The sequence below is a fragment of the Sinorhizobium chiapasense genome, assembly GCF_036488675.1.
Lineage (GTDB): Bacteria > Pseudomonadota > Alphaproteobacteria > Rhizobiales > Rhizobiaceae > Sinorhizobium > Sinorhizobium chiapasense.
The window spans coordinates 1-23,622 of the sequence record NZ_CP133152.1; the positions used below are offsets into that span (position 1 = coordinate 1).

Annotated in this window: 21 protein-coding genes; 11 read left to right on the plus strand and 10 right to left on the minus strand. The window is 61.4% G+C overall.

Translation table 11 applies throughout. The features are described 5' to 3' along the window. Nucleotides 1-3: 3 nt before the first annotated feature. From repA to RB548_RS24775, 4 genes are all read left to right on the plus strand, one after another. Nucleotides 4-1,197: a plasmid partitioning protein RepA gene (gene repA, locus RB548_RS24760; RefSeq protein WP_408642513.1), complete on the plus strand. Its 1,194-nt coding sequence runs from the start codon at nucleotides 4-6 to the stop codon at nucleotides 1,195-1,197. 3 nt (nucleotides 1,198-1,200) lie between these two features. Continuing rightward, nucleotides 1,201-2,205, plus strand: a complete 1,005-nt coding sequence (gene repB, locus RB548_RS24765) for a plasmid partitioning protein RepB (RefSeq protein ID WP_331376408.1) — start codon at nucleotides 1,201-1,203, stop codon at nucleotides 2,203-2,205. Nucleotides 2,206-2,361: 156 nt separating this feature from the next. Next, entirely contained in the window at nucleotides 2,362-3,669 is a 1,308-nt protein-coding gene (gene repC / locus RB548_RS24770; RefSeq protein ID WP_331376409.1) for a plasmid replication protein RepC, read from the plus strand. Between the two features lie 532 nt (nucleotides 3,670-4,201). Then, nucleotides 4,202-4,672 carry a hypothetical protein gene (locus tag RB548_RS24775; RefSeq protein ID WP_331376410.1) on the plus strand — a complete coding sequence of 157 codons (471 nt, stop codon included), beginning with the start codon at nucleotides 4,202-4,204 and terminating at the stop codon, nucleotides 4,670-4,672. Between the two features lie 381 nt (nucleotides 4,673-5,053). Here RB548_RS24775 and RB548_RS24780 read toward each other — a convergent pair whose 3' ends face one another. Beyond that, nucleotides 5,054-5,890, minus strand: coding sequence for a glycosyl transferase (locus tag RB548_RS24780; protein ID WP_331376411.1), 837 nt, complete (start codon nucleotides 5,888-5,890; stop codon nucleotides 5,054-5,056). 749 nt (nucleotides 5,891-6,639) lie between these two features. Here RB548_RS24780 and RB548_RS24785 point away from each other — a divergent pair. Then, nucleotides 6,640-7,794: an RHE_PE00001 family protein gene (locus tag RB548_RS24785; protein WP_331376412.1), complete on the plus strand. Its 1,155-nt coding sequence runs from the start codon at nucleotides 6,640-6,642 to the stop codon at nucleotides 7,792-7,794. Nucleotides 7,795-7,805: 11 nt separating this feature from the next. Here RB548_RS24785 and RB548_RS24790 read toward each other — a convergent pair whose 3' ends face one another. The 5 genes from RB548_RS24790 to RB548_RS24810 all read right to left on the minus strand — a co-directional run bounded on the left by RB548_RS24790 (nucleotide 7,806) and on the right by RB548_RS24810 (nucleotide 12,793). Then, complete coding sequence (locus RB548_RS24790; protein WP_331376413.1) at nucleotides 7,806-8,306, minus strand: hypothetical protein; 501 nt, start codon at nucleotides 8,304-8,306, stop codon at nucleotides 7,806-7,808. A 145-nt stretch (nucleotides 8,307-8,451) separates the two neighbouring features. Further along, entirely contained in the window at nucleotides 8,452-9,957 is a 1,506-nt protein-coding gene (locus RB548_RS24795) for a tripartite tricarboxylate transporter permease (protein ID WP_331376414.1), read from the minus strand. Nucleotides 9,958-9,967: 10 nt separating this feature from the next. Beyond that, nucleotides 9,968-10,429, minus strand: a complete 462-nt coding sequence (locus RB548_RS24800; protein ID WP_331376415.1) for a tripartite tricarboxylate transporter TctB family protein — start codon at nucleotides 10,427-10,429, stop codon at nucleotides 9,968-9,970. Between the two features lie 394 nt (nucleotides 10,430-10,823). After that, nucleotides 10,824-11,801 (minus strand): tripartite tricarboxylate transporter substrate-binding protein, encoded by a 978-nt coding sequence (locus RB548_RS24805; protein ID WP_331376416.1) that lies wholly within the window; start codon nucleotides 11,799-11,801, stop codon nucleotides 10,824-10,826. Between the two features lie 203 nt (nucleotides 11,802-12,004). Continuing rightward, nucleotides 12,005-12,793, minus strand: coding sequence for a pseudouridine synthase (locus tag RB548_RS24810; RefSeq protein WP_331377191.1), 789 nt, complete (start codon nucleotides 12,791-12,793; stop codon nucleotides 12,005-12,007). Nucleotides 12,794-13,008: 215 nt separating this feature from the next. Between RB548_RS24810 and RB548_RS24815 the strand changes: the two genes are divergently transcribed. The 4 genes from RB548_RS24815 (at nucleotide 13,009) to cax (ending at nucleotide 18,227) form a co-directional block, all read left to right on the plus strand. After that, on the plus strand, nucleotides 13,009-14,403 hold the full coding sequence (locus tag RB548_RS24815) for a DUF3300 domain-containing protein (RefSeq protein WP_331376417.1): 1,395 nt from the start codon (nucleotides 13,009-13,011) through the stop codon (nucleotides 14,401-14,403). A 17-nt stretch (nucleotides 14,404-14,420) separates the two neighbouring features. Next, nucleotides 14,421-15,395 (plus strand): DUF2950 domain-containing protein, encoded by a 975-nt coding sequence (locus tag RB548_RS24820; protein WP_331376418.1) that lies wholly within the window; start codon nucleotides 14,421-14,423, stop codon nucleotides 15,393-15,395. 284 nt (nucleotides 15,396-15,679) lie between these two features. After that, nucleotides 15,680-16,942: an alpha/beta hydrolase gene (locus RB548_RS24825; RefSeq protein ID WP_331377192.1), complete on the plus strand. Its 1,263-nt coding sequence runs from the start codon at nucleotides 15,680-15,682 to the stop codon at nucleotides 16,940-16,942. A gap of 139 nt (nucleotides 16,943-17,081) precedes the next feature. Continuing rightward, nucleotides 17,082-18,227: a calcium/proton exchanger gene (gene cax / locus RB548_RS24830; protein ID WP_331376419.1), complete on the plus strand. Its 1,146-nt coding sequence runs from the start codon at nucleotides 17,082-17,084 to the stop codon at nucleotides 18,225-18,227. A 36-nt stretch (nucleotides 18,228-18,263) separates the two neighbouring features. Here cax and RB548_RS24835 read toward each other — a convergent pair whose 3' ends face one another. The 3 genes from RB548_RS24835 to RB548_RS24845 all read right to left on the minus strand — a co-directional run bounded on the left by RB548_RS24835 (nucleotide 18,264) and on the right by RB548_RS24845 (nucleotide 20,802). After that, a complete protein-coding gene (locus RB548_RS24835) occupies nucleotides 18,264-18,728 on the minus strand; it encodes a potassium channel family protein (RefSeq protein ID WP_331376420.1) in 465 nt (154 codons plus the stop codon). A 412-nt stretch (nucleotides 18,729-19,140) separates the two neighbouring features. After that, a complete protein-coding gene (locus RB548_RS24840; protein WP_331376421.1) occupies nucleotides 19,141-19,332 on the minus strand; it encodes a hypothetical protein in 192 nt (63 codons plus the stop codon). A 273-nt stretch (nucleotides 19,333-19,605) separates the two neighbouring features. Continuing rightward, the gene (locus RB548_RS24845) at nucleotides 19,606-20,802 is read right to left on the minus strand and encodes an AraC family transcriptional regulator (RefSeq protein ID WP_331376422.1); all 1,197 of its coding nucleotides are present in this window, start codon (nucleotides 20,800-20,802) and stop codon (nucleotides 19,606-19,608) included. Here RB548_RS24845 and RB548_RS24850 point away from each other — a divergent pair. Continuing rightward, entirely contained in the window at nucleotides 20,801-21,592 is a 792-nt protein-coding gene (locus RB548_RS24850; RefSeq protein ID WP_331376423.1) for a class I SAM-dependent methyltransferase, read from the plus strand. The two genes, RB548_RS24845 and RB548_RS24850, sit on opposite strands and share 2 nt — an antisense overlap. A gap of 76 nt (nucleotides 21,593-21,668) precedes the next feature. After that, nucleotides 21,669-22,637 (plus strand): MBL fold metallo-hydrolase, encoded by a 969-nt coding sequence (locus RB548_RS24855; RefSeq protein ID WP_331376424.1) that lies wholly within the window; start codon nucleotides 21,669-21,671, stop codon nucleotides 22,635-22,637. Between the two features lie 181 nt (nucleotides 22,638-22,818). On the opposite strand, the gene RB548_RS24860 is transcribed toward RB548_RS24855, so the two are convergent. Next, the gene (locus RB548_RS24860; protein ID WP_331376425.1) at nucleotides 22,819-23,460 is read right to left on the minus strand and encodes a peroxiredoxin-like family protein; all 642 of its coding nucleotides are present in this window, start codon (nucleotides 23,458-23,460) and stop codon (nucleotides 22,819-22,821) included. Between the last annotated feature and the right edge of the window lie 162 nt (nucleotides 23,461-23,622).

Consider the following 23,622-nt stretch of genomic DNA (forward strand, 5'->3'; position numbering starts at 1 on the left):
ATGTTGCAGCAGAGAATCCAGAGTCTTGAGGAGCAGGAGCATTTGCCATCCCTGCTGTCCGTCGACGCTCAGGAACTTGCTCATCAGTTGCAGGAACATCAAAAGAAGATCTTCTCCCCGACGGCACAAAAGACGATGCGGATGTTCACTCCGTCAGAGGCGGCCGCCTTCATCGGAATCGGTGAAGGCTACCTTCGCCAGATCGCGTCAGAAGGCCACGGGCCGCAGCCGCTGTCAAACGGCCGGCGCATGTATGCGGTCGAGGATATCGATCGCATCCGCCGTGTTCTCGACGAGGGCGGCAAGACCGGCAAATACATCCCGCACCGCCGGCCGGGCGAAAAGCTCCAGGTCATCTCGGTGATGAATTTCAAGGGCGGCTCGGGCAAGACAACGACGTCGGCCCACCTTGCCCAATATCTTGCGCTGCGCGGCTATCGCGTGCTGGCGATCGATCTCGATCCTCAGGCCTCGCTTTCCGCCCTCTTCGGCCACCAGCCGGAGCTCGACGTCGGCGAGGCCGAAACCCTTTATGGCGCGATCCGCTATGAGAACCCTCGCCCCATCGCCGACATTGTCCGCTCGACTTATACCGCCAATCTCCACCTGATCCCGGGCAATCTCGAACTGATGGAGTTCGAGCACGAGACGCCCAAGGCAATGATCGGCGGCTCGGCTGAAACATTGTTTTTCGCGCGAATCGGCGAGGCGCTTGCCGGGGTCGAGGCTTTTTACGATATCGTCGTCATCGATTGCCCGCCGCAACTCGGCTTTCTGACCATGTCGGCGCTCTGCGCCGCGACCTCGGTGCTCATCACCGTGCATCCGCAGATGCTCGACGTGATGTCGATGTCGCAGTTCCTGTCGATGACGAGCGACCTGATGACCGTGGTGGAAAAGGCGGGCGGGCGCACGAGCTATGACTGGATGCGCTATCTGGTCACCCGTTTCGAGCCGAACGACGGGCCTCAGAGCCAGATGACCGGCTTCATGCGGGCGATCTTCGGCAATCGCATGCTCCACAATGCCATGGTGAAGTCGACCGCAATCTCGGACGCGGGCGTCACCAAGCAGACGCTCTACGAGGTGGAGCGCTCGCAATTCATACGCGGCACCTATGACCGGGCGATGGATTCGCTCCAGCTCGTCAATGCGGAGATCGAAGAAATGATCCGCAAGGTCTGGGGAAGGAAGTAATCGATGGCGCGCAAGAACCTGATCGGCATTTCCGACAGTCCGACGGCTCCGGTCGACGGAGAGCGGCCGGCCGTCGAGCGCCCGATCGCCGGCCTCGCGCCCGGCCACCGGCCAAGCGGCCTCGTCGGCGGCATTACCAGGTCGCTCTCGAATATCACCCAGAAGGTGGAGCGCGCTCAAGAACTGGAACGCCAGCTTGCCGAGGGGCAATCGATCGTCGACCTAGACCCCTCGCTGATCGATGCATCCTTCGTTGTCGACCGGCTCGGCGTGACCGCCGAGGCGCAAGCCGCTCTGGTGCAGCAGATCCGCGACCACGGACAACAGGTGCCGATCCTCGTCAGACCGCATCCGACGACGAAGGAGCGCTACCAGGTCGCCTATGGTCACCGGCGGCTTGCCGCGCTGCGCGAGATCGGTGGGAAGGTCAAGGCGGTCATTCGCAATCTCAGCGACGAACAACTCGTCGTCTCCCAAGGGCAGGAGAACAACGCCCGTACAGATCTCTCCTTCATCGAGCGCGCCCTGTTTGCGACCCGGCTCGAAGATCGCGGCTTTTCCCGCGAGATCATCATGTCGTCGCTTGGTGTCGACAAAGCCGCCCTGTCGAAGATGATCACGGTGGTGCGTCGGCTACCGGTCGAAGTGATCGAGGCGGTCGGTGCCGCACCCGCTTTTGGCCGACGACGATGGATGGAGCTCGCCGATCTTATCGATCTCGACCGCAACCGGTCGCGAGCGCTCGATTTTGTCGAAACGACCGAGTTTCCGGCCGGCGAAAGCGATCAGCGCTTCGAAAAGCTGTTCGGCTTCCTCAGTACGGCCAAGGAGCGCGCAAAGGCTGAAGCCTGGATCGCGCCTGACCGGACACGTCCCCTGCGCATCCGCGAGACGGAGTCAGAAACGACTCTCGCCTTCAACAAGAAGGTCGCGCCGGGTTTTGCCGATTTCGTGAGGCAGAGGCTGCAATCTCTGTACCTCGAATACCAACAGGAAACAGGAGATTAAACAGAGCAAAAGAAAAAGGCTTCCGAACGACTAGCGCTGCGGAAACCCTTCTCTCGTGTAGCAACTAGAGAATCCCATTTCCGCGAATCAGTGTCAAGAGTTTTCGACGTCGTTTCGGCGAACGGTTTTCTTTTGCCTTGGATAAGGTGAAGAAAAATGGAACGTGGAAGTGTGACGACGCCCTTTGGGCGGCGGCCGATGACGCTTGGCATGCTCTCAAGCCAGATCATCGCCAGCCGCACTCAGGCGGAGCGGTCTGTCGACAAATGGAAATTGTTTCGCTGGCTCTGCGAAGCGAAGACCGTCGTGGGCATGTCCGATCGCTCGCTGGCGGTGCTCAACGCGCTGCTGAGTTTTTATCCCGGTACCGAACTGTCCAGGGAGAGCGGCCTCGTCGTTTTTCCGTCCAATGCCCAGCTTTCGCTTCGAGCGCATGGCATGGCCGGAACGACCTTGCGGCGCCACCTCGCCTGCCTCATCGAAGCCGGCTTGATCCTTCGGCGCGACAGCCCGAATGGCAAGCGTTACGCGCGGCGAAGCCACAGCGGTGCCGTCGGAGAAGCCTTCGGGTTCGATCTTTCTCCGCTGATCGCACGTGCTACCGAAATCGAAACCATCGCCGCTGAGCTCGCCGCCGAACGGCAGCATGTGCGCATCATGCGCGAGCGACTGAGCCTCTGCCGGCGCGACGTTGCCAAACTGCTGGAGCTTATCCGCGAAAGCGCTCCGCAATGCGACTGGCAGGACTGCGAGCGGATGTTCGAGGAGCTCATCACCGACCTTCCCCGCAAGCCCACAGCCGCCGAAATCGAGGCCGTTCTCGGTGCAATGGACCGTCTTCGTGCCGATCTCACCAACCAATTGGAAAAATTGCTAAATTCCGAAAAAACGGACACCAATGACCACCAGAATGGATGCCACATACAGAATTCACATCCAGACTCTCTTTCTGAATCTGAAGTTGGCTTGGGAAGACGACCTGAACCGTTTTTGCGAAAAGCAGCGGATCCAAACGCTGCACAGCTTTTAACAGAACATCGACCGAAACCGGCGCCATGCAACCCATCGTCACCGTCCGCCGCCGATCGCTCGAGTACGCTGCCTCAACGACCGAGCCGCGAAATCCCGCTGCCGACCGTCCTGCAAGCCTGCCCGCAGATCGCCGACTATGGGCCCTCTGGCCGGATTTCCAGTTGGAGGGATCTGATGACAGCGGCGATTGTCGTGCGCTCCATGCTCAATGTCAGCGCCAATGCCTATGACGAGGCCTGCGCCGTCCTTGGCTGCGAGAACGCGGCAACGATTGTCGCCTGCATCCTCGAAAGGGCGGAGCAGATCACATCGCCGGGCGGCTACCTGCGCGAACTGACGAGGCGGGCACAGCGACAGGAGTTTTCGCTTGCCCCAATGGTCGTGGCGTTGAGCCGTGCAAAGGGAATCGGAGGAGTTGCCCTTGCGGGCTAGGAAAGGCGCCTCGGTAGCGAGAGAGCGACCGCCTCATCGGCCCGTGCAGCGAAGCGATAGGGCAGGGGCAATGTCACTGTCCTAAGATCGTGTCGTACCGAACCATTGCCTTGAAGAGCAAAATATCCGACACTTATTGTCTGAGGGGATTCGCCTGGATATGCGTTTTGGCAGCGTCTGATGGTGGTTTCTTAACAATTCTGCGGCTATCGTAACGTATTGGCAAAAAACACTTAAATTGCACGTTGCGGAAGCTATCTCGCTCATAATTTCCGACACCTCGGACAGCCAGAAACAGGCTAAGTCTCCGCCTGCTGAGGGGGCATGGACCTGCTGGTGCGCAAGATCATGCAGCGCAATTAAAGTGACCAGCGCTGGCCGAGGCCGACTCCGCGTCCTGTCAGGCATGACCGAAGTTCCTACATCTTTGCGATGTGTCGTGAGCTTCTAATGCGCGATTGACTGCGGATACCTGCCGAGAGAATTCGTCGACGCCATTCGCCATACAGGATGGAACAAGAATATGAATTTTATGCAGGTTTGGGAACTACTGGGAACCATCTCAATAGTTTTTGGCCTGCCTTTGGCGATTTTCGTTTTTGTCTACGAGCAGCGCAAGGCGCGCGAAAATGAAGAGGAGGAAATCAATCAACGCCTCTCCGAGGGCTACATCGATTTCCTGAAGCTCACTATCGACAATCCGGATTTGAAACTGCAGTCTAGCACGGCAACCGCGGATCTCACCGAAGATCAGCGCGAGCGGATGCTCGGAATATTCGGTATTCTGATCTCGCTGTTCGAACGCGCCTATTTAGTGATCTATCAGGAAAACATGTCACGGCGGAAAATGCGCCGCTGGCGCTCATGGGAGGTCTTCATGCGCGAGTGGTGCCGACGCGAGGATTTTCGTGACAACCTGCCGCTTTTGCTATCGGGCGAGGAGCCCGATTTTGCCGATTTTCTTCAACGGCTCGCCGCGGAGGAAGCTGCGAGGGGAGAATAGCCATCGGCCGCAATTGGGTTCCTCATGCCGGCGCCGCGCACCTCGCTCGTAGCTGAATTCGCGCCTGCAGGCTCCTCTAGCCGACGGATTTCCAAGGTTGACAGCTGTCAACAGTCATGCGGCTCGGCGCTCCATGTGCCTGGCTAGACAGAAATCAGCGGGGCAGAGCTCAAGCTCACAGGCCCGCTGTCTCCTTGGCCGGATTTCCGCGCCACGGCGAGAATGCTTCTACACGGCTGTGTCCTGTCAGACGCGCACATCGCGCCCGATTCAAGGAAGCATGCGGGAGGGCAATTTCAGGAAAGGCGTAACGGCTTTTCAAAAGAACTGCAGCGCTTCCCCGTTCCATGGAAAGCGCACTGAAGGCACCGCTGAAGCCGCTCACTCGTGCCAATGTTCCGCCACCCATGGCGTTGGGCGGATGTAGTGACGCAGATAGCGGAACGCGCGTTTCTCCCGTCGATCTGGCGCAAACAGGCCGCGGATATGTTCGAGCGGTGTCGCCGGCCGATACTTGTAGCCGAAATGCCCGTCGATCGCATGCTGCGGCAGCAGGCTGCGGGGGAAGAGCACCACGCGGCCATCGGCAGGCAGCCGTGGCGCAAGGAAATAGTTGAGCGGAAAGGGCCAGCGGCAATCCTGCCTGAAATGCAGGACCCAGCGTCGCGGAAAGAGTTTGACGCCGCCCGGCGCATTGCGGGTGACGAAGCGTTGCTCGAAACTGTATTCATCCGCCACCCCTTGCGGATCGGCGCGGAACTTCTGCTGCAGGGGAACGAGCTTGCCGACCGGAAACCGGAACAGCGACGTCTGACCGAGACGTTCAAACGGCGTCGTCTGATTTCGGGCGAGCACCACGTCATCCGGCCCGCCAAATTCGAAGAAGGAATCGAGCGATCCGACGATCACCAGATCGAGGTCGAGGAACAGCACCGGGCCGGTGAGATTGCCGAGCTTTGGACCCCAGAGCCGTGCTTTCGGCCAGATGCCTTTGGTGTTCACCGGCATCGCGACATCGAGCGGCGGCAGATCTTCGCAGAGAATCTCAGGGCGCAAGCCGCTGCGGTTGTCAGTGAAACAGGTGAAAGTGAAGGGGGGCGTGATGTTGCGCGCCACCATGGCGTAGAGCCGGTTGATAAACGGCGGACCGTATTTCGTGCCCCAGTTTATGCATATCACCTGCTTGACGCCGCCGCTTGCCGCCAGAACGCTTGCCATGGCTTTCCGCTCTTTCCACTCTGCTGCGCCGCGCGCCGACCAGACACGCAAAGGACGCTGTAGCACCTAGAAACGCTGCATGTTTCTATCCTTAACCGGCCACGATTTAAGGAAACATACAGTGGCCGCCCGCCGAGGGGCCTTTCCACAGCGGCCGATTTCGTCCATCGGTCTTGTGGCTGTGGCCCAGAACTTCGACAGTCGGGGAATTGCTTTCGACTCCCATCCTGCTGGTGCGCTCGCACGCATTCAGTAAGGCTCGGTCGAAGATGCCGATTGACGCGAGCCTGCGTGACATCAGCGCCGCCTCGAATGAGAACTGCGGCGGCGTCGCAAGCTTCATATCATTCCTCACTCTCCGGCGCGTATCTTTCCGGGGAATGCAGCCGGCACTTTCGATCGTGGCCGACTTCATATCGATCTCGGTTGACAGCTGTCAACCGCAGGCGGTGGCACGATCGCCTCGCGTCTCTTTCGGTCATGCAGCCGGCGAGCCTGTGCGATCCCGGCAACGGCCCGGCGAGAGAATGACGCCTGCTCACTGGTGTGGGCGTTGACAGCTGTCAACTGCAGTTCGAGCGCGTTGAAGTCGAGATTGCGGCGCGATATGCCCCAGCCGCGCGTGCGAACCCATTTCCGTGCGAGCGCGCGCCGGTCCGGATATTAGCGGGGGAGAAAGGCCGGAAAGCCTGTGACGGAAAGAAATCGCGTGTTACCTTCCGTTTCGTCGATAACGCTTCGTCTTTAAAATGAGATACGAGACCCCGGATCCGCTCCATCCAACGCTGCTGCCGGCCCTGATCGCCGCCGAAGATAGCCTTGCGCGTCTCGACGAGCGGGCCGGCCGGCACCCGGTTTCGGAAGGGTTTCGCGAGCGCGGGCAGTTCTTCGATGCCGCCGCGGCGCTCTGGGTCGCCGGTGAACTGGTGCATGTCGAGGATCTGGTGCTGCACGACGCGCACATGGATGCGCGCGCACCCTCCCATGAGTTGACCATCGCCCATGCGGTGCTGCGCGCCCGCCGCCGGCTGGATCTTGCCGAACCGGACTGGGCGCTAACAAGCGCCGGACTGAACGTGCTGAGAGGCGAGGGCGGGGCGATCGCGGAGCACAGCCACCGCCAGGAGCTGTCGACCGAAGCCCGTCGAAATACCGCGCTTTCGGACACGGAAGACGAAGCGGACGAAAATCCGCTCGCCGCCGAATTTGCCGAGCTCGATGCGGCGATAGCTCGGTCTCAACGCTTGCTGGACGCTCACGCGAGCGGCACCGACGAGATGGAGCCGGCGGTATCGCCAGCCGCAAAGACGAGTTCGGAGCCCATGGGCCAGCTCGGATTGCTGTTCGAGGAGGACTGGGACGAAGAGCAGCGGCTCGATATCTGGCGCGCCGTTCTCGCGACCGCGGATCAGTTGCCGGCTTCGCTTGGAGCTGCAATCCTCTACGACGCCTGGGATCGCATCGAGCCGCTCAGGCGGCAGCACTGGCTCGGTTCGCTGCTCGTCGGCGTCTACCTGCGTTTTCGTGGAAAGGTGTCCTCGCATGTGCTGGCGTTCAACACTGGCCTCAAGACGATCCGCCACGAACGCCGCCGGTCGAAGGACAGGCTCACACGGTTGCTTGCCTTCCTCGAGGCGATGACGGTGACGGCCGATCTCGGTATGAAGGAACTCGACCGGCTCTCTCTGGCAAAGACGCAGATGGAAATGCGGATCAAAGACCGGCGTTCGAGCAGCAATCTGCCGGGGTTGATCGATCTCGTTCTATCGCGACCGATCGTCTCGACGGCGCTGATCGCCCGCCATGTCGGCGTCACGCCGCGCAGCGCGCTCAATCTGGTCCGCGAGCTCGGCGTGCGCGAGATGACGGGCAGGGGACGCTATCGCGGTTGGGGCGTGCTTTAGCGCAAACGACGCTATTGTCGCTGCAGATTGATGTCGCTGGTGACGACGCTGTCGCCAGACGCCGGGTCGACGTCGGTCGTTACGAGTCTCATGCCGTTCTGTCCGACCTTCTGCACGGTCAGGTTTGCGCTGCGGTCGCCGTTCACCACCCTCGGCCAGCGGATCGTGAGGTTGATCGCATTGCCCCGCCGGCTTCCGGTCAAGCCGGCCGGTCTTCCGCTCGGCCCGACATAGGTGCCGCTGTAGTTTGCCCCGTTGAACTGCAGGTCGGCGCCGACGGCGCGCGACACGACAATGAGGCTGCGGCAGGTTCCCTTCATCGACAGGGCCTGACCGCTCGCCTCAGAATTGAAGGTGCAGGACACGTTCATCGGCGACCGGTTGATGCGGATTTTCACCATGCCGCCGCCGGCCCATTTCCCCTCGAGTGATCCGAGAAATGCCGTCTCGTCGGCCTGTGCTGCCCCAACGGCAAAAAACAGGCTGCCTGCGGCCAGCAGACGCTGCATCATCTTCGTGGGACCTCCCTCCCGAGGATCGGATTTGGCGAAGCCGGGGGCGCTCGCCGATTGCTCGTTGAACGCCCCAGCCCGCATGAGGTTCCTTTCCGGCGCGGCTGTCAACCGTGAAGCGGCTGGCGGCGCCTTTTGGCGCCGCTCAATCCTCCTCGACGAAGACCTCCTCGCGCTTGGCCTTGACGGCCGGCAGGAAGACGACGACGAGCACGATTGCCGCGATCAGCAAGAGCACGGCGCTGATCGGCCGGGTGACGAACGTCGTCGGGTCGCCGCGGGACAGGATCATCGCGCGCCTCAAGTTCTCTTCGAGCAGCGGCCCGAGCACGAAGCCGAGCAGGAGCGGCGCCGGTTCGCAGCGCAGCTTCAGGAGCAGGTAGCCGACAAGGCCGAAGAAGGCGACGGCGTAAAGGTCGTAGACGTTGGAATTGACGCTGTAGACCCCGATCGAGCAGAAGGCCATGATGATCGGAAAGAGCACGAAATAGGGGATCTTCAGGAGCTTCACCCAGAGCCCGATCAGCGGCAGGTTCAAGACCACCAGCATCAGGTTGCCGATCCACATCGAGGCGATGATGCCCCAGAAGAGGGCCGGCTGTTCCACCGCCACGTTCGGACCGGGCACGATGCCCTGGATGATCATCGCGCCGATCATCAGCGCCATCACCGGATTTGCCGGAATGCCGAGCGTCAAGAGCGGAATGAACGACGTCTGCGCGCCGGCATTATTGGCGCTTTCCGGTCCCGCGACACCGGCGATGGCGCCGCGGCCGAATTCCTCAGGCCGGTCCGAGATGCGTTTTTCCACGGTGTAGGAGGCAAAGGCCGCGAGAATCGCGCCGCCACCCGGCAGAATGCCCAGCGCCGAGCCGATCACGGTGCCGCGCACCACCGGCGCGAACATCCGTTTGAAATCCTCGCGCGTCGGCATCAGGTCGCTGACCTTTGCCATCAGCACTTCGCGGGTCTTTTCGCTTTCGAGATTGCGCAGGATTTCGGCGATGCCGAAGACGCCGACGGCGAGCGCCACGAAATTGAGACCGTCGGCATATTCACGGATGCCGAGGGTGAAGCGCGGCGTGCCGGTATAGATGTCGGTACCGACAAGGCCGAGAAGCAGGCCGAGCGCGACCATCGCCAGCGCCTTGACGATCGAGCCGTGCGCCAGCGCGACGGAGGAGACGAGGCCGACGATCATCAGTGAGAAATATTCGGCCGCGCCGAACTCCAGCGCGATTTCGGTGAGCGGCGGCGCGAAGATCGCGACGAGAAAGGTCGAGACGGTTCCGGCGAAGAACGACCCGAGCGCGGCAATCGCGAGCGCTGCACCGGCGCGACCGTTGCGCGCCATCTGGTAGCCGTCGATCGCGGTGACCGCGGAGGAGGATTCGCCCGGCATGTTGATCAGGATTGCCGTGGTCGAGCCGCCGTACTGCGCGCCGTAATAGATGCCGGCGAGCATGATCAGCGAGGAGACCGGTTCGAGCTGGAAGGTGATCGGCAGGAGCATGGCGATCGTCGCCGTGGCGCCGATGCCGGGCAGCACGCCGATCAACGTGCCGAGCAGAACGCCGATCAGGCAGAAGAGAAGGTTGGCCGGCGAGGCGGCGGTGGCAAAGCCGAGGGCGAGATTGCTGAAGAGATCCATGACCCGCCTCCTAGAACCGGACCCAGGGGCCGAAGCGTTCGAACGGCAGGTTGAGGCCGTAGCTGAACACCGCGACCGAGAAGACGGTCAGCACCAGGGAGATGGCGATCGCCCAGTGCGGCCTCATGCGGTGCGAGGCAAAGCAGGCGATGAGCGCCGTGAAGAAGATTGCAGGAGCAAAGCCCAGGCCTCGTACCGTCAGTCCGAAAAAAATCGGTGCCGGCAGGATGAAGAACATGCCGCGGATTGCTATCGCCCCCATCGGTTCGCCTTGCACGCGTGCCGACTGCACCAGGATAACGGCGCCGAGCAGCGTCAACACGCAGGAGAGCAGGAGCGGGAAGTAGCCGGGACCCATGCGAAAGGCAGTGCCGAGATCGAGGCCGAGCGACTGCCAGCCGAAGAACAACCCGACGGCCGTCAGGATGCCGCCGCACAGGGCATTGGTCGTGTCGAAGGAGATGGATTTCATCGTGTCCCCATTTTGTTCGGGAGCCGTTGTGCCGCGCTCCCTTCCACGGCATGTTTCCTTTAATCCTAGCCGATTTAAGGATAAAAACATGCAGCAATTCAAAGTGCTGTAGCGTTCTTTGCGTGCCTGACAAGACGCGCGGCGCTGCAGGCGAATGTGCTCGCGTCTCGTTATCCAGGCAAGGGGCGCCGGACCCTCGTCGAGTTGACAGCTGTCAACGCTCGGTTTCGGTGCTTGATGCGGGGTGAGGAGCGGCAAGGAGCGCCGGCATCGCGCGCGACATCTTCGAAGCGATCACATTTTTCCGTTTGAATGCGCTCGTTCAGGTGATCGGAGATCGGCCGCCACCGTTGTGTCTTGCGACAGGCGCTGGCGGCGGCAGTCTGTCACGCGATCAATCGGCGTACTGACCGGCGGCCTCGATCACCGGCTTCCAGCGGGCGATCTCGCTTTCGAGCTTGGCCTTCAGCGCCGCCGGCGTCGCGTCTGCTTGGCTCGACGGTTCGGTACCGAGTTCGGCAAAGCGGGCAACGACGTTCTCATCTTTGAGCGCCAGTTGCAGCGACTTCGACAAGCGCTCGGTCACTTCGGCAGGCGTACCCTTCGGCGCATAAATGCCATGCCAGATACCGACCTGGAAATCGGCAAGGCCGCTCTCGACCGCTGTCGGCAGATCCGGGAAGATCTTGAGGCGGGCGGGCGAGGTGACGGCATAGGCCTTGATGGTGCCGCCCTGGATCTGCTTCGTGGTGTTCGTCGTCTGGTCGCACATGATGTCGACCTGGCCGCCGAGCAGGTCGGTCATGGCTGGTCCGGTGCCCTTGTACGGAACGGTGGTGAGCTGGGTCTCGATCGCGCTCATGAACATCATGCCGCAGAGATGCGATGCCGCGCCGATGCCGGCATTGGCGACCGTCACCGTGTCCTTGTTGGCCTTGACGTAATCGATCAGCCCCTTGAGGTCGGTGGGTTCGAAGTCCTTGCGGGCGACGATCGTCATCGGCACTTCGGTGACGAGGCCGACATATTCGAAGGCGTTCAGCGTGTCGTAGGCAAGCTTGCGATAGAGCGTGGCGCTGGTCGCCATGCCGATATGGTGGAGCAGCACCGTATAGCCGTCCGGATCGGCCTGGGCGACGCGGCCCGCGCCGAGCGTGCCGCCGGCGCCACCGACGTTCTCGACGATGATCTGCTGGCCGAGATCCTTCGACATGGATTCGGCGACGAGGCGAGCGACCGTGTCGGTCGGGCCACCGGCCGAGAAGGGCACAACCATCGTGATCGAGCGCTCCGGATAATTTTGGGCGCTGGCCGAAGCGGCAAACAGGGAAACGGCGGCGACAGCGCCCAGAAGCGCTTGCAGAATTTTCATCTTTTCCTCCCGATGAAATTATGGACCAGCCGGCGTGGTTCCTCCTGTGCCGGTACTGGATCGCCTATTTTCAGACGGGATTTTACCACAGACAACCGCCGCCTGCGGTCACATTGCCGATTTCCGCGCCCAACGCGCGCGATATGGGTGGATTTGGAAACAAACCCGCCGGACGATGGGTGGATTTCCACCCATCGCCTTGCTCAAACATCGAGCCCGGTGCGCTGCCGGAGATATCGGATCTCGGCCTCGGTTAGCGGCCGGGCTTCACCCTTCGCCAGGTCGCCGAGCTTTATCTCGCCGATCGAAACACGCACGAGCCGCAGGCACTCGAAGCCGAGCACGTCCAGCATGCGGCGGATCTGCCGATTGCGTCCCTCCTGCAACTCGACCTCGATCCAGCTGTTGCGCTCGCCGCTTCTCAGCCGGCGCACACTGTTGGCCCGCAACCGTTCACCACCTTCGGTGACGCCCTCCATCATCCCGGCAACCGCGGTGTCGTCGAAGACGCCGTTCACCTGGACATGATAGACCTTGCCAAGATGCGTCTCGGGATCGAGCAGGCGCTGCGCCAGCACGGTGTCGTTGGTGAAGAGCAGCAGTCCCTCGCTCGCCTTGTCGAGCCTGCCGACCGGTGAGAGGAACCGCGCGTCGGCGTCGTTGAGGCAACTATAGACTGTCGGCCGCCCCTCCGGGTCTTCGCGCGTGGTGACAAGTCCGCGCGGCTTGTTCAGCATCAGGTAGATTTTTGCCTCCGCCGCGATTGTGACGCCGTCCACGGCAATCCTGTCGGCTTCGATGTCGACCCAGCGTGAAAGATCCGTCGTCGTTCGACCGCCGACGCTGACGCGACCGCCGTTGATCAGCTTCTCGGCCTGCGTGCGTGAGCAATAGCCGAGTTTGGACAGCGCACGCGCGAGCGTTACGCGCTTGCCGGCCTCGGCCTTCGTTTCGCTGCCATTTCTCTTCGGCGAGCGGTGCCGCTGCTTCACCACGTTCAGTCTCCAAGGGTGTTGGACCATGGTCCATCTGGCACAATCGGCGCCGCTCGGCCAGGGTTGAAACCCATTGATTGTTGTAGCTTTGACACGAACATCAAGAGTGGTAGTCTCGCTTGCGACTTGTAGACAGGGCCTGTCTCGGAACGGTCAACCGCTTCTTTAGAAAGCGACGCATTCTCCGACAGGCGATTTGGGAGGCGTTGTCAATGATCAAGTCAATTCTGCGGGGCGCGACGGCCTTCGCGGCGATCTCGCTGCTGCATATCGGTGGCGGCCCCTTTCTCCTAACGAATGCCTTTGCCCAGCAGACGGCCGCCGCTCCTGCAGCGCCGGCCGAGGCCGCGCCCGAACCGCTGACGGACGACGAGCTCGAGGTGCTGGTTGCCCGCATAGCGCTCTATCCGGACGAGCTGGTGGCGCTGATATCCGCAGCATCGCTCTATCCCCTGCAGATCGTCGAGGCCGAGCGCTTTCTCGAGGCGCGCGCGAAAAATCCCGACCTGAAGCCGAAAGACAGCTGGGACGGCAGTGTTGTCTCGCTGCTGAACTATCCCGAGGTCGTCAAGATGATGAGCGAAGACCTCGAATGGACGCAGTCCTTCGGCGAGGCGATCGCCAATCAGCAGAAGGATGTGCTGATCGCTATCCAGCAATTACGCGACGAGGCGGTCGCCAAGGACATCATCAAGACGGACGACAAGGTAAAGGTCACCGAGGAGGGCGACAACATCGTCATCCAGTCGGCAAACCCGGAAACGATCTACGTGCCGCAGTATCCGCCTGAGATGCTTTACGTACCGGACTACGCGCCGGCGCCGATCAGCTATTACGAAGAACCTTATCCCGCTTACTGGTATCCCGGAGCGGCCTTCTTCGCGGGCGCCATCACCGGCGCGGCCTTCGCCGCCATCGTCGACTGGGACGATTGGGGTGTGTGGGGCGGCGACTGGGATGGCGACATCGATGTCGACTGCAACAAGTGCTTCAACAACATCGACTTCGACGGCAAGGTCAACTGGAACGACATCGACTGGAAAAATGTCGACCGCAGCAAGATCAACATCGATCGCGACCAGTTCCAGAAATTCGACCGCACCAACATCAAGAACGACATCAAGGCCAGGGGCGACAACAACCTCCGCAACCGCGCCGCCGAGATCAATCGCGACCGGCCGCAGGCGCGCCCGGGAGGCGGTGGCGGCCAGCTCAAGGACGTGCGCAAAAGCACCCTCGAGGGCTTGAAGGCGCAACCGAGACGGGATACCGCAGCACGTCCTGGCGGCGGACAGGCGGTAGCGAAAGCGAGGGCCGACGGCGCCAAACCAAGCGTCAACCGGCCGAAGGGCCAGAAACCTTCTGTCAACCGGCCGGCCGGCAAGAAGAAGATGGCCTCGAAGGCGCAGAACCGGCCGAGGAAGCCGTCCGGTCTCGGCAATGTCAATTCCGGCCGGCGCGAAGTGGCCTCCTCGCGGCGCGGCGGCCACAGCATGGGCGGCGGTCATCGCGGCGGCGGACGGCCGCAGATGAGCCGCGGTGGCGGCGGCAGGCCACCGATGCACCGTGGCGGCGGGGGTCGCGGCGGTGGTGGACGCAGGCGCTGAGCGGAGGGAGAACGGCCATGACCAAGCTTTTGCACACACTTCTCCTCGGATCGGCGGTCGCGCTTGCGAGCGTCCTTACCATCGACGCCACCGCCGCGCAGGCGCAGCAACAGCAGCAACCGGACGAGCCACAGCTGCCGGCGGGGATAGACGACTACGCCGCGGCGGAGGACCCGCCGGTGTTCGACGATCCGCTGAAGGCGGTGGAGGCCTTCAAGGCGAGGCTGGCCGCCAACGATTTCGACGGCCTGGCAAAGCTGCTGGGCCTTGACGCCGCCAAGGTCAAGACGGGCGAGGGGGCGATGGAGACGTTCGCGCTCATTCGCGAGGGGGCGGCCCGCAATGTCGTCGTGCGCGATCTCGACGGACGGAAAATCCTCGAAATCGGCGATCGCCTCTGGCCGCTGCCGTTTCCGATCACCAAGGGCGAGGACGGCAAGTGGGCGTTCGACACCTATGTCGGGTTGGAGGAGATCATCAACCGCCGCGTCGGCGAGAACGAACTCGAGGCGATCGAAGCGGCGCGCGCCTATGTCGAGGCGCAGAAGGACTATGCCTCTCAGGACCGTGATGCGGACGGTGTCCTCGAATATGCCCAGAAGCTGATCAGCAGCCCGGGCCAGACCGACGGGCTCTACTGGCCGGCGGAGCAAGGCGACGGCGAAAGCCCGGTCGGCGACGCCATCAGCGAAGCGGCCTTGGAAAAGGCAAAGGCCGGCGAGGGCTATTTCGGCTATCGCTTCCGCATCCTGACGTCGCAGGGCGACCATATCGCCGGCGGCAAATACGACTATACCATCAACGGCAACATGATCGGCGGCTTCGGGCTGATCGCCTGGCCGGTCAGCTACGCCGAGACCGGCGTCAAGACCTTCGTCGTCAACCAGCAGGGCATCGTCTATGAACGCGATCTCGGTGCGAGCACCGACGCCATCGTGCCGTTCATCGACCGCTTCGACCCGGATGACAAGTGGAGCGTGGTTGCCGACTGACTTTCCACCGACCGCATGTCGAACCTATGCACAGCCCGCGCCAGCCCAGAGCCAAGGCGGCCGAAAGGGCTGTTAGCGCCAAGACAATCGCACGCGGGGCGGCGCTCTCGCGTTCAGCGCGAGTCGGGGAGAACTCTTGAAGTGTCCGAAAGATCGGTTTCCGCTTCCGAAAGAAGCTGAAGTGCGGATATACGGTGTTGATGTCATCAATTTTTTGCGCGGCCGCGGTCAAGTGGCGCGGGGTTTAGTAGCGGTGTCAGAGGGGAATACGGATGCCTGAAGTGATGTATCTCCGCGCGCGCGGCGACAGCCTTGGGAAAGCTGGACGAAGAGCCGCCGGTGCGCTGGTGGCGCTCGCCGTCTTGGTCGGATGCGGAGGTCATCCAAAAGGCGTGATGACGCCGGTGGCGCTGACGGCGCCGGCAAAGACCTCGCAGGTCGATATGCTGGTCGCGACGACGCGGCAGCCTTCCGGGAATCCTGCAACCCTCTTTTCCGGCGAACGAAACGCAGCGCTTTCCTTGACGGACGTCGCGGTGTCGATCCCGCCGGATTCGCAACGCAAGCCTGGCACCGTGCAGTGGCCGCGCCGCTTGCCACCAAACCCGGAAACCGATTTCGCCGTGACGCGCGTGCACGAATTGGCGTCGCGCGACGAAGCGCGGGCCTGGTTCCGCGAGCATAGCGTCGACGGAAACATTCTCCTGTTCGTGCACGGGTTCAACAACACTTACGAGGATTCGGTCTTCCGGCTGGCGCAGATCGTCCATGATTCCGGCGCCGAGGCGACGCCGATGCTGTTCACCTGGCCGTCTCGCGCCCGTGTCTTCGACTACAACTACGACAAGGAGAGCACCAACTATTCGAGGACCGCGCTCGAAGATGCGCTGCGCTCGCTGGCGAACGCGCCCAATGTCAATGAGGTGACCATTCTCGCCCATTCGATGGGCACATGGCTGACGATGGAGTCGCTGCGGCAGATGGGCATTCGCGACGGCGGCATCGCGCCCAAGATCAAGAACGTGATCCTCGCATCGCCCGACATCGACCTCGATGTCTTCGCGAAGCAATTCGTCGAACTGGGTGAGCGGCGGCCGAAGTTCACGATCTTCGTATCGCAGGATGACCGGGCGCTCGCGGTCTCGAGCTTCATATCGGGCGACGTCTCGCGGCTCGGCGCGATCGATCCTACGGCAGAACCTTATCGCACGCAGCTTGAAAGGGCGGGCATCACCGCAATCGACCTCACCAAGGTCCAATCCGAGGATAGCCTGCACCACGGCAAGTTCGCCGAAAGTCCGCAGATCGTGCAACTGATCGGCCAGCGCATCGTCAATGGCCAGACGCTCACGGATTCCAAGGTCACCTTGGGCGATAGCATCACCGCGGTCGTTGCCGGTACCGCCAAGAATGTCGGCACCGTCGCGGCCGCGACCATCAGCGCACCCGTGAAAGTGCTCGAGCAGCCGACGCTGCCGCCCAGGAAGCGACCGAAGCTGGACGAAACGCTCGGAAGCAGCGCGCATGCCGGAGCGGCGACCAACTAGAGCATCCGCTTTCAAGTGGAATCACTGAAAGCGGATAAGATGCTCTAGAATCAAAGTGCTAGAGCGTCCTTTGTGCGTTCACTTGAACGCACGGCGCTCTTAGGCATTCGGCGATTCCGCGACTCCGGAGGGCAATGTGATGAGCAATTTGAAGGACAGAAGCTCCGAGGCCCTGTCACGCCCTGCAGTCGGCAAGGCGGTCCTGGCGGAGTTTCGGCGAACGCCTCTCTTGGCGCTCATCGTGTTCGTGCCTGTCGTCATCCTTTTGGAGCAGACGGCGCCAGAGGCGCACACGTGGCTGTTTCTCCTGTCGGTGGCAGCGATCATCCCGCTCGCCGCACTGTTGAGCCGCGCGACCGAGTCAGTTGCGGCAAAAACCGGCGATACGATCGGAGGCCTGCTTAATGCCACTCTCGGTAACCTGACCGAGCTCGTGATTTCGCTCGCGGCCCTGCAAGCGGGCCAATACCTGCTGGTCAAGGCTTCGCTTGCCGGGGCGATCGTCACCAACACGCTTTTCATGCTGGGCGGCGCCTTCCTCTTAGGCGGCTTCAAACATCACCTGCAGGAATTCAACAGGGTGAACGCACGCTTCCAGGCTTGCCTGTTGTTCCTGGCGACGATCGCCATTCTGGTTCCCTCGGTGATCAGCGAAGTGGATCGGGCGCCAGCCGCCGCCTTCTCCCAGAAGCTGAGCCTGGGACTGGCGATCCTCCTGATCGCCGTTTACGGCCTGGGCATGCTGTTTTCGCTGAGGACACACCGGGAGCTTTTTGCCGCCGTCGGCCACGCGGACGAGGGTGAGAAACCATGGCCGCTTTTTGTGGGCATCATCGTCCTGATTGCCGTCACGCTCCTGGTCGCTCTCGTCAGCGAAATCTTCGTCGGTTCGGTGCAGATCGCCGCTGAGCACCTGGGGATGACGCCCGCTTTCGTGGGCTTCATCATTGTCGCCCTGGTGGGTGGCGCCGCGGAGATGACGACAGCCTTCTCTGCGGCGCGCGCCAATCGCCTCGATCTCAGCGTCGGCATCGCGCTCGGCAGTGCCGCGCAGATCGCGCTTTTTGTCGCACCGGTTCTGGTGCTCGTCAGCTACTTTGTCGGTCCCGAACCGATGTCCCTGCAGTTCTGGCCGGGCGCCGTCGCAATGATGCTCGTCGCGACGATGGCCGCCACGCTCCTTTCCAACGGCGGACGCGCGGCCTGGTACATGGGTGTCATGGCACTGGCGACATACGCCATCTTCGGAATGACGCTGTTTCTCTTGCCACCCGCGGCGCCGTGATCCTGACAGGGGCCGAGGCCGCGTGGCCGTCAGTTGTTAGCCTTGTTCTTGGCGAAAATAGAGGCGCTGGATCACTGCCATCATCAGCGCCGTCGCCCAGCCAAAGATGATCCAGCCATTGACGGCCTCGAACGTGGCAACCTGGCGCCAATCCCTGCCGAGAACGATATCGCCGTATCCGACCGTCGTGAACGTAACGGTTGAGAAGTACATGGATTCTTCGAACGTCGGTAAAGCGCCTGCGAGAGAGTAGAACGTCGCCCACAGGAAGACGTCGATAATAATCGGAAAGATCAAGTATATGATCCAGGCTACCGTCACCATGGTCGGGTGACGAAGCGCGAAATATTTTCGATTGTCTTCCAGCCGGCGCAAAGCATGCAGTCCGGTGGACATGAATAGAGCCTGGATGGCGACCGTTATCGCGATCAGACCACAGGCAATGGAAAGCCGAAATATCACGAAGCCTCCTTGGTCGGGCGGAGCGTGGACGGTGTGCATTGGCATCCCCGCGTTACCACTGCCGCCGGATTTCTGAACGCCAATCTAGCAAAGGCGGCCCTGTCGGTGAACATGGTCGCCCGGGACGATGCGGCCTTGCGCGGGCGGTGGTGAAGGGGCAGGCGAGTGCCCTTTGGATTCGACTTTAGTATGACTTATTAGTCATCGCTTATTTTTGATTGCCTTGTCCGTGCAATTGTGTACTCTCCTAATTGCGCGGGCACATCTTCAAGCATTTTCCTTGTAGTTCCCCTGCCTTGATAATGTTGTGAAGACGTATTGCGGTGTCGGTGCTCTATTCCGTCGCCTACATGATCTCCGTTGAACTGAAGAGGCTCCGATTATTCGTCGGAGCCTCTTCAGTTTTTCGGTAAATGGTTCAGATTGCGTATAGTATTATTTTACTCAATTTTCATTTACTTCTGTAATCCGGCAAGAGATCTTTCAAGGTCAGACTCACATGCGGCAATACGGTGGGCCTTGAGGTGAGATGTGTCTCGGTGAGCCAGATTTGAATCACGATGGCATGCTCTATGGAATCTGGATCGTGAAGTCCGCTTTGCGCCAGAAGCGGAATTTTGCGCTGGTTGGTGTACTTTCGCATTCGACCCCTTTCAGACGCAAACTCATTCTCAGCCAACCGGAACTCACGACCCCTTCCGGACCTTCCGGCGCCGGATCCAGTTCCCGAAAGTTGACCTTTACAGCGCCGTGCGTCTTTCAGGACGCACAAAGGACGCTGTAAGTCTTTGAATCTACGCATCGTGCTTTCCGAAAATCGATTCCGATTTTCGGGCCGATGCGCTAGCGGAACCGGCCTTCATGAACCAACCTGGTTATGCGTTCGGCTCGCGCCCTATGGCACCCGTGATCGCCACTAGGTCGTTCCGGCACCCACCTCTCGGCTCGCGGACCGACGCCAAGTGGCCGGTGATACACCGACCCTCTTCTTGAAAGCCCGGCTGAAGGCCGCCTCGGATTCGTAGCCGATCTCACGGCCGACGGTGGCTACTTTCATGGAGCTATCCGCAAGAAGGCGCGCGGCGATCTGCATGCGCCAGAGCGTCAGATACTGCATCGGGGCATGGCCAACGACATGTGTGAAGCGTGCGGCAAGTGCTGCCCGCGACATGCAGGCACGGTTCGCCAACTCGTTCAGCGTCCACGGATATGCGGGCTGTTCATGGAGCATGAACAGGACTTTGCCGATTGCAGGATCGCGCAGGCCTGAAAGCCAGCCGGTCTCCTGGGCCGGCAAGGTCTCCAGATATCGGCGCATCACTTCGACGAAAACCAACTCGCTCAGTCTCAGCCGGATGGATTCGCCGCCAACACGAGGCAGCTGCGCTTCGGCAAGCGTGAGGTCGATGAGGCGGCTCAAAAGATCCTGGCGCCCGTTGTAGGACCGCTTGATCCGCAACAGGCGCGGCAAGGTGGAAAGCACGGGATTGAAAGGCTGCGTGTCGCAGCCAAGAAAGCCGCAGACGAACTCGCTACGTGGCTCGCCGCCGCCGCCTTCCTTCACCACGAAGGGCAACCTGCCCGCTGCCATGGCGCGGAAGAAGTCCATCGTCGCTTGGGCGTCGAGTTCCGGCGGCTGGCCTGGCGCACTGAGCATCGCATAGGGGTCGCCATGCGGCAGCACCAGCACGTCGCCGGCCCCGAACCACGTGGAGGTACAGTTCGGAATGCAAGCCCAGCCCGAGCCCTTCAGGATGATGTGATAGGACACGATATGCTGTGCGCGCGGCAAGATGACGGAGGAAAACGCGTGCGCATGCGGCACGACCACGCCCCAAGGGAAAGACGCATCCACCAGGAAGAACAGAGCGCCCGTCAGCTTGACCGTACGCAGGACGTCCGAAAGCGGATCGGTGCCATGCGTCCTGAACTGGGCAGGCGGCTCCACCGCCGAAGCATCGTCCAATCGCTCCGCATCGAGCACCATGGACGATGCAGCAAGCGACAAAGACGTATGATCATAGACCTGCACCATCTTCGAAGCATACCCTTCGCGCGCCCGCATATCCACCGGATGTGCCGAGGAACGAAGATCAGGGTGGAGGAAGGCCATGACTACGCCTGAGGAAGTGCGCAGCCCGGCGGAGATCTACGATGCCCATTTCGTGCCGGCTCTGTTCGCGCGGTGGGGGCCGATTGTCACGGCTGCAGCCGGGGTGAAGGCCGGCGACCGCGTGCTTGACGTTGCTTGTGGCACTGGCGCAGCAACACTCGCCGCGGCTGATAAGGCCGGTCCGTCGGGACGCGTCATCGGGCTCGACGCTAACCCTGAGATGCTCGCGGTGGCCCGGCGAAAGCCGACGCAGATCGAATGGGTACAAGGAACGGCGGAGGCGCTGCCGATGTCGGACGACAGTTTCGATGCGGTCGTTAGCCAATTTGGCCTCATGTTCTTTGAGGACAAACCAAAGGCGCTGCGCGAAATGATGCGTGTCCTGTGCCGAGGAGATGGGATGGCGGTGGCCGTGTGCGACGCGGTCGAAAACTCTCCCGGCTACTGTGCCTTTGCAAAACTGTTGGACAGACTCTTCGGCCGAGAGGTTGGCGACGCCTTTCGCGCGCCTTTCGCGCTCGGCGATGCCCGGCGGCTGCACGCACTCTGCCGCGAGGCGGGCATCGTCAGCAAAGTCACTCAGCACCACGAGATTGTCAGCTTCAATTCGATCGACGCCTTGGTATCGACCGAGAGAGCCTGCGTGTGGACACTCGGTGGGGTGCTCGACGACGATCAGTTCGCACGCCTGCTGGTCGCGTCTCGGAAGGAGCTCAAGCCCTTCGTAAGCGGCGACGGCGGCATACAATTCGATATGCCCTCGCTCATCGTATCGGCGCGGAAGGTGTAGCGCCTCAGCAAGCGAGAGCATCGCACGTCGGCACCAAGCCGCGCCAAGCAAAGCTCGGTTCTACAGGAGGATAGCCATGTCGAAGTCGCACACGCCTTGGATGGGCCGTCGTCACTTTCTTGTCACCGCTGCCGCAGGCGCGCTCGCAGTCGGTGGCGGCACCATCACTCCCGCCCGACCGGGACAGGCAAACACACGAACCATTCTCAAGTCTGCAAACCTCGAAGTGCTGGTGATGAGCGATGGATATTTCGTTCTGCCGACAGGATTCCTGGTCGATCCGGAGGTTCCGAAATCCGAGAGCGAGGCGGTGTTGAAAGCGGCCGGACAAGGTGGCGAACAGCTTCAGCTACCAAACAACGTCACAGTGATCCGCAAGGGATCGGATGTGATCCTGGTCGACACTGGCAGTGGTCCGCACCACCAGCCCTCGGCGGGCAAGCTCGCCGAAAATCTCAGGGCTGCCGGCATCCAGCCAGCCGCCATCACCAAGGTGGTGCTGACGCACGGCCATCCGGACCATCTTTGGGGCGTCCTCGATGCCGATGACAACCTGATCTATCCGAACGCAATCTATTTTGTTTCAGCTAAGGAACTGAACGTCTGGGCAGATCCGGATGTGCTGCGGAATTTGCCGGCCGTATTTCCGAAGGAGCTGGCCGCCGGGGTCGCCAAAGGTGCAAAGAACCACATCTCGCGGATCAGGGACAAGGTGATGATGGTGCGCGAGGATGATGAGATTGTCAGCGGCGTTCGCGCAATTGACACCCCAGGACATACGCCAGGTCACATCTCCGTGGAGGTCGCAGGCGGCGACGGCTTCGTCATTGTAGGGGACGCACTCACACATCCCCTGATTTCATTCCAGTACCCGTCGTGGAGGGTTCCGGTCGATCACGAGGCCGACCGCGGAATAGCGACCCGTCTGCGCCTCCTCGATCAGCTCGCTACAGACAGGCGGCGGCTCATCGGCGCTCATCTTCCCTTTCCGGGCAGCGGCCTCGTTGAGCGTAAGGGCGGCGCGTACCGCTTTGTCGCGAGCTGACAATTCGATTTTCGCATCGCCCAGGTATTTGCCTACAGCGCCGGGTGCTCCGCGGGCCGTCAAATGCAGATCGCTACCAAGCCTACGCGCAGACCTTAGCCCTCGGCGCCGGAGGGTCTCGATGATGGAATAAATCCACAGAATCACCATGGGTGGTCGGCGAGCGAGATTTCAGCAGCCGTTAATGTGCGACTTGGGAAGCTACCGACACCAATTCCTCGGGATTCGGTGCTTTGAAAGTAGTGAGGCCACCCTCCAGAACTTCTGTGAAGCTCCAGCGTACGATGCCGCCCCGGTCGATTAGGAACTGACCGACAAGCTGCCCTTGGCCGGAAGCCATCATCTGCTGATCGGCCTCCGTAATCTCATATCCTTCCTTCTTGTTGAGAAACTCGTCCATTGCCATGACGTCCATAGGCTCGGGCAACTCGCCCGGCAGATGGATCCGTATCGCCATGACCGTTTCCATCCCGACCTCGCGCAAGCCGAAAGCACGGTGAGAGGCCCGCTCCGGGTCGGATGCAGCAAGAAGATCGGGTATCGGATGGTAACGGAAATAGAGCCGCGCCCGCTCGACCGGCGTATTGACCACCGCCAGGCATTCGACGCCTTTCTCACCCAAGGCCGGCTTGAGCTGTGCCATCGCCGCGACATGGCGCCGGCAGAACGGACAATGCAGGCCTCGAAACAGACCGATCAATAGCGGACTACGACCTCGAAAATCATCGAGCGCAATCTTACCTTCGTGCGAGATCGCATCGAGCACAACATTCGGTACCCGGTCGCCCGGTTGCAGCGGGCGATCGAGACTGCTCATGGACATGGACAACCTCCCCCGGAATCAGTTTCACCGCTTGCGGAAACCTTTCTCGGCATAGCGTCCTGAGCCAAGGCAATAGCGTCCGGCCTCTTCCATATTGCCGAGGTCAAGTACTTATTGTAACACGAAAAGGCATCTGCGGTCGCCGTCTCGCGAGCCTTCTCG

Bases quoted from the DNA above. Each gene is read 5' to 3' on its own strand.
- RB548_RS24820 (WP_331376418.1), top strand. From the start codon at position 14,421: ATGACCAAGCTTTTGCACACACTTCTCCTCGGATCGGCGGTCGCGCTT.
- RB548_RS24805 (WP_331376416.1), bottom strand. From the start codon at position 11,801: ATGAAAATTCTGCAAGCGCTTCTGGGCGCTGTCGCCGCCGTTTCCCTG.
- repC (WP_331376409.1), top strand. From the start codon at position 2,362: ATGGAACGTGGAAGTGTGACGACGCCCTTTGGGCGGCGGCCGATGACG.
- RB548_RS24785 (WP_331376412.1), top strand. From the start codon at position 6,640: ATGAGATACGAGACCCCGGATCCGCTCCATCCAACGCTGCTGCCGGCC.
- RB548_RS24855 (WP_331376424.1), top strand. From the start codon at position 21,669: ATGTCGAAGTCGCACACGCCTTGGATGGGCCGTCGTCACTTTCTTGTC.
- RB548_RS24845 (WP_331376422.1), bottom strand. From the start codon at position 20,802: ATGGCCTTCCTCCACCCTGATCTTCGTTCCTCGGCACATCCGGTGGAT.
- RB548_RS24815 (WP_331376417.1), top strand. From the start codon at position 13,009: ATGATCAAGTCAATTCTGCGGGGCGCGACGGCCTTCGCGGCGATCTCG.
- RB548_RS24835 (WP_331376420.1), bottom strand. From the start codon at position 18,728: ATGCACACCGTCCACGCTCCGCCCGACCAAGGAGGCTTCGTGATATTT.
- RB548_RS24840 (WP_331376421.1), bottom strand. From the start codon at position 19,332: ATGCGAAAGTACACCAACCAGCGCAAAATTCCGCTTCTGGCGCAAAGC.
- cax (WP_331376419.1), top strand. From the start codon at position 17,082: ATGAGCAATTTGAAGGACAGAAGCTCCGAGGCCCTGTCACGCCCTGCA.
- RB548_RS24800 (WP_331376415.1), bottom strand. From the start codon at position 10,429: ATGAAATCCATCTCCTTCGACACGACCAATGCCCTGTGCGGCGGCATC.
- RB548_RS24795 (WP_331376414.1), bottom strand. From the start codon at position 9,957: ATGGATCTCTTCAGCAATCTCGCCCTCGGCTTTGCCACCGCCGCCTCG.
- RB548_RS24780 (WP_331376411.1), bottom strand. From the start codon at position 5,890: ATGGCAAGCGTTCTGGCGGCAAGCGGCGGCGTCAAGCAGGTGATATGC.
- RB548_RS24860 (WP_331376425.1), bottom strand. From the start codon at position 23,460: ATGTCCATGAGCAGTCTCGATCGCCCGCTGCAACCGGGCGACCGGGTA.
- RB548_RS24825 (WP_331377192.1), top strand. From the start codon at position 15,680: ATGTATCTCCGCGCGCGCGGCGACAGCCTTGGGAAAGCTGGACGAAGA.
- RB548_RS24850 (WP_331376423.1), top strand. From the start codon at position 20,801: ATGACTACGCCTGAGGAAGTGCGCAGCCCGGCGGAGATCTACGATGCC.
- RB548_RS24790 (WP_331376413.1), bottom strand. From the start codon at position 8,306: ATGATGCAGCGTCTGCTGGCCGCAGGCAGCCTGTTTTTTGCCGTTGGG.
- repB (WP_331376408.1), top strand. From the start codon at position 1,201: ATGGCGCGCAAGAACCTGATCGGCATTTCCGACAGTCCGACGGCTCCG.
- RB548_RS24775 (WP_331376410.1), top strand. From the start codon at position 4,202: ATGCAGGTTTGGGAACTACTGGGAACCATCTCAATAGTTTTTGGCCTG.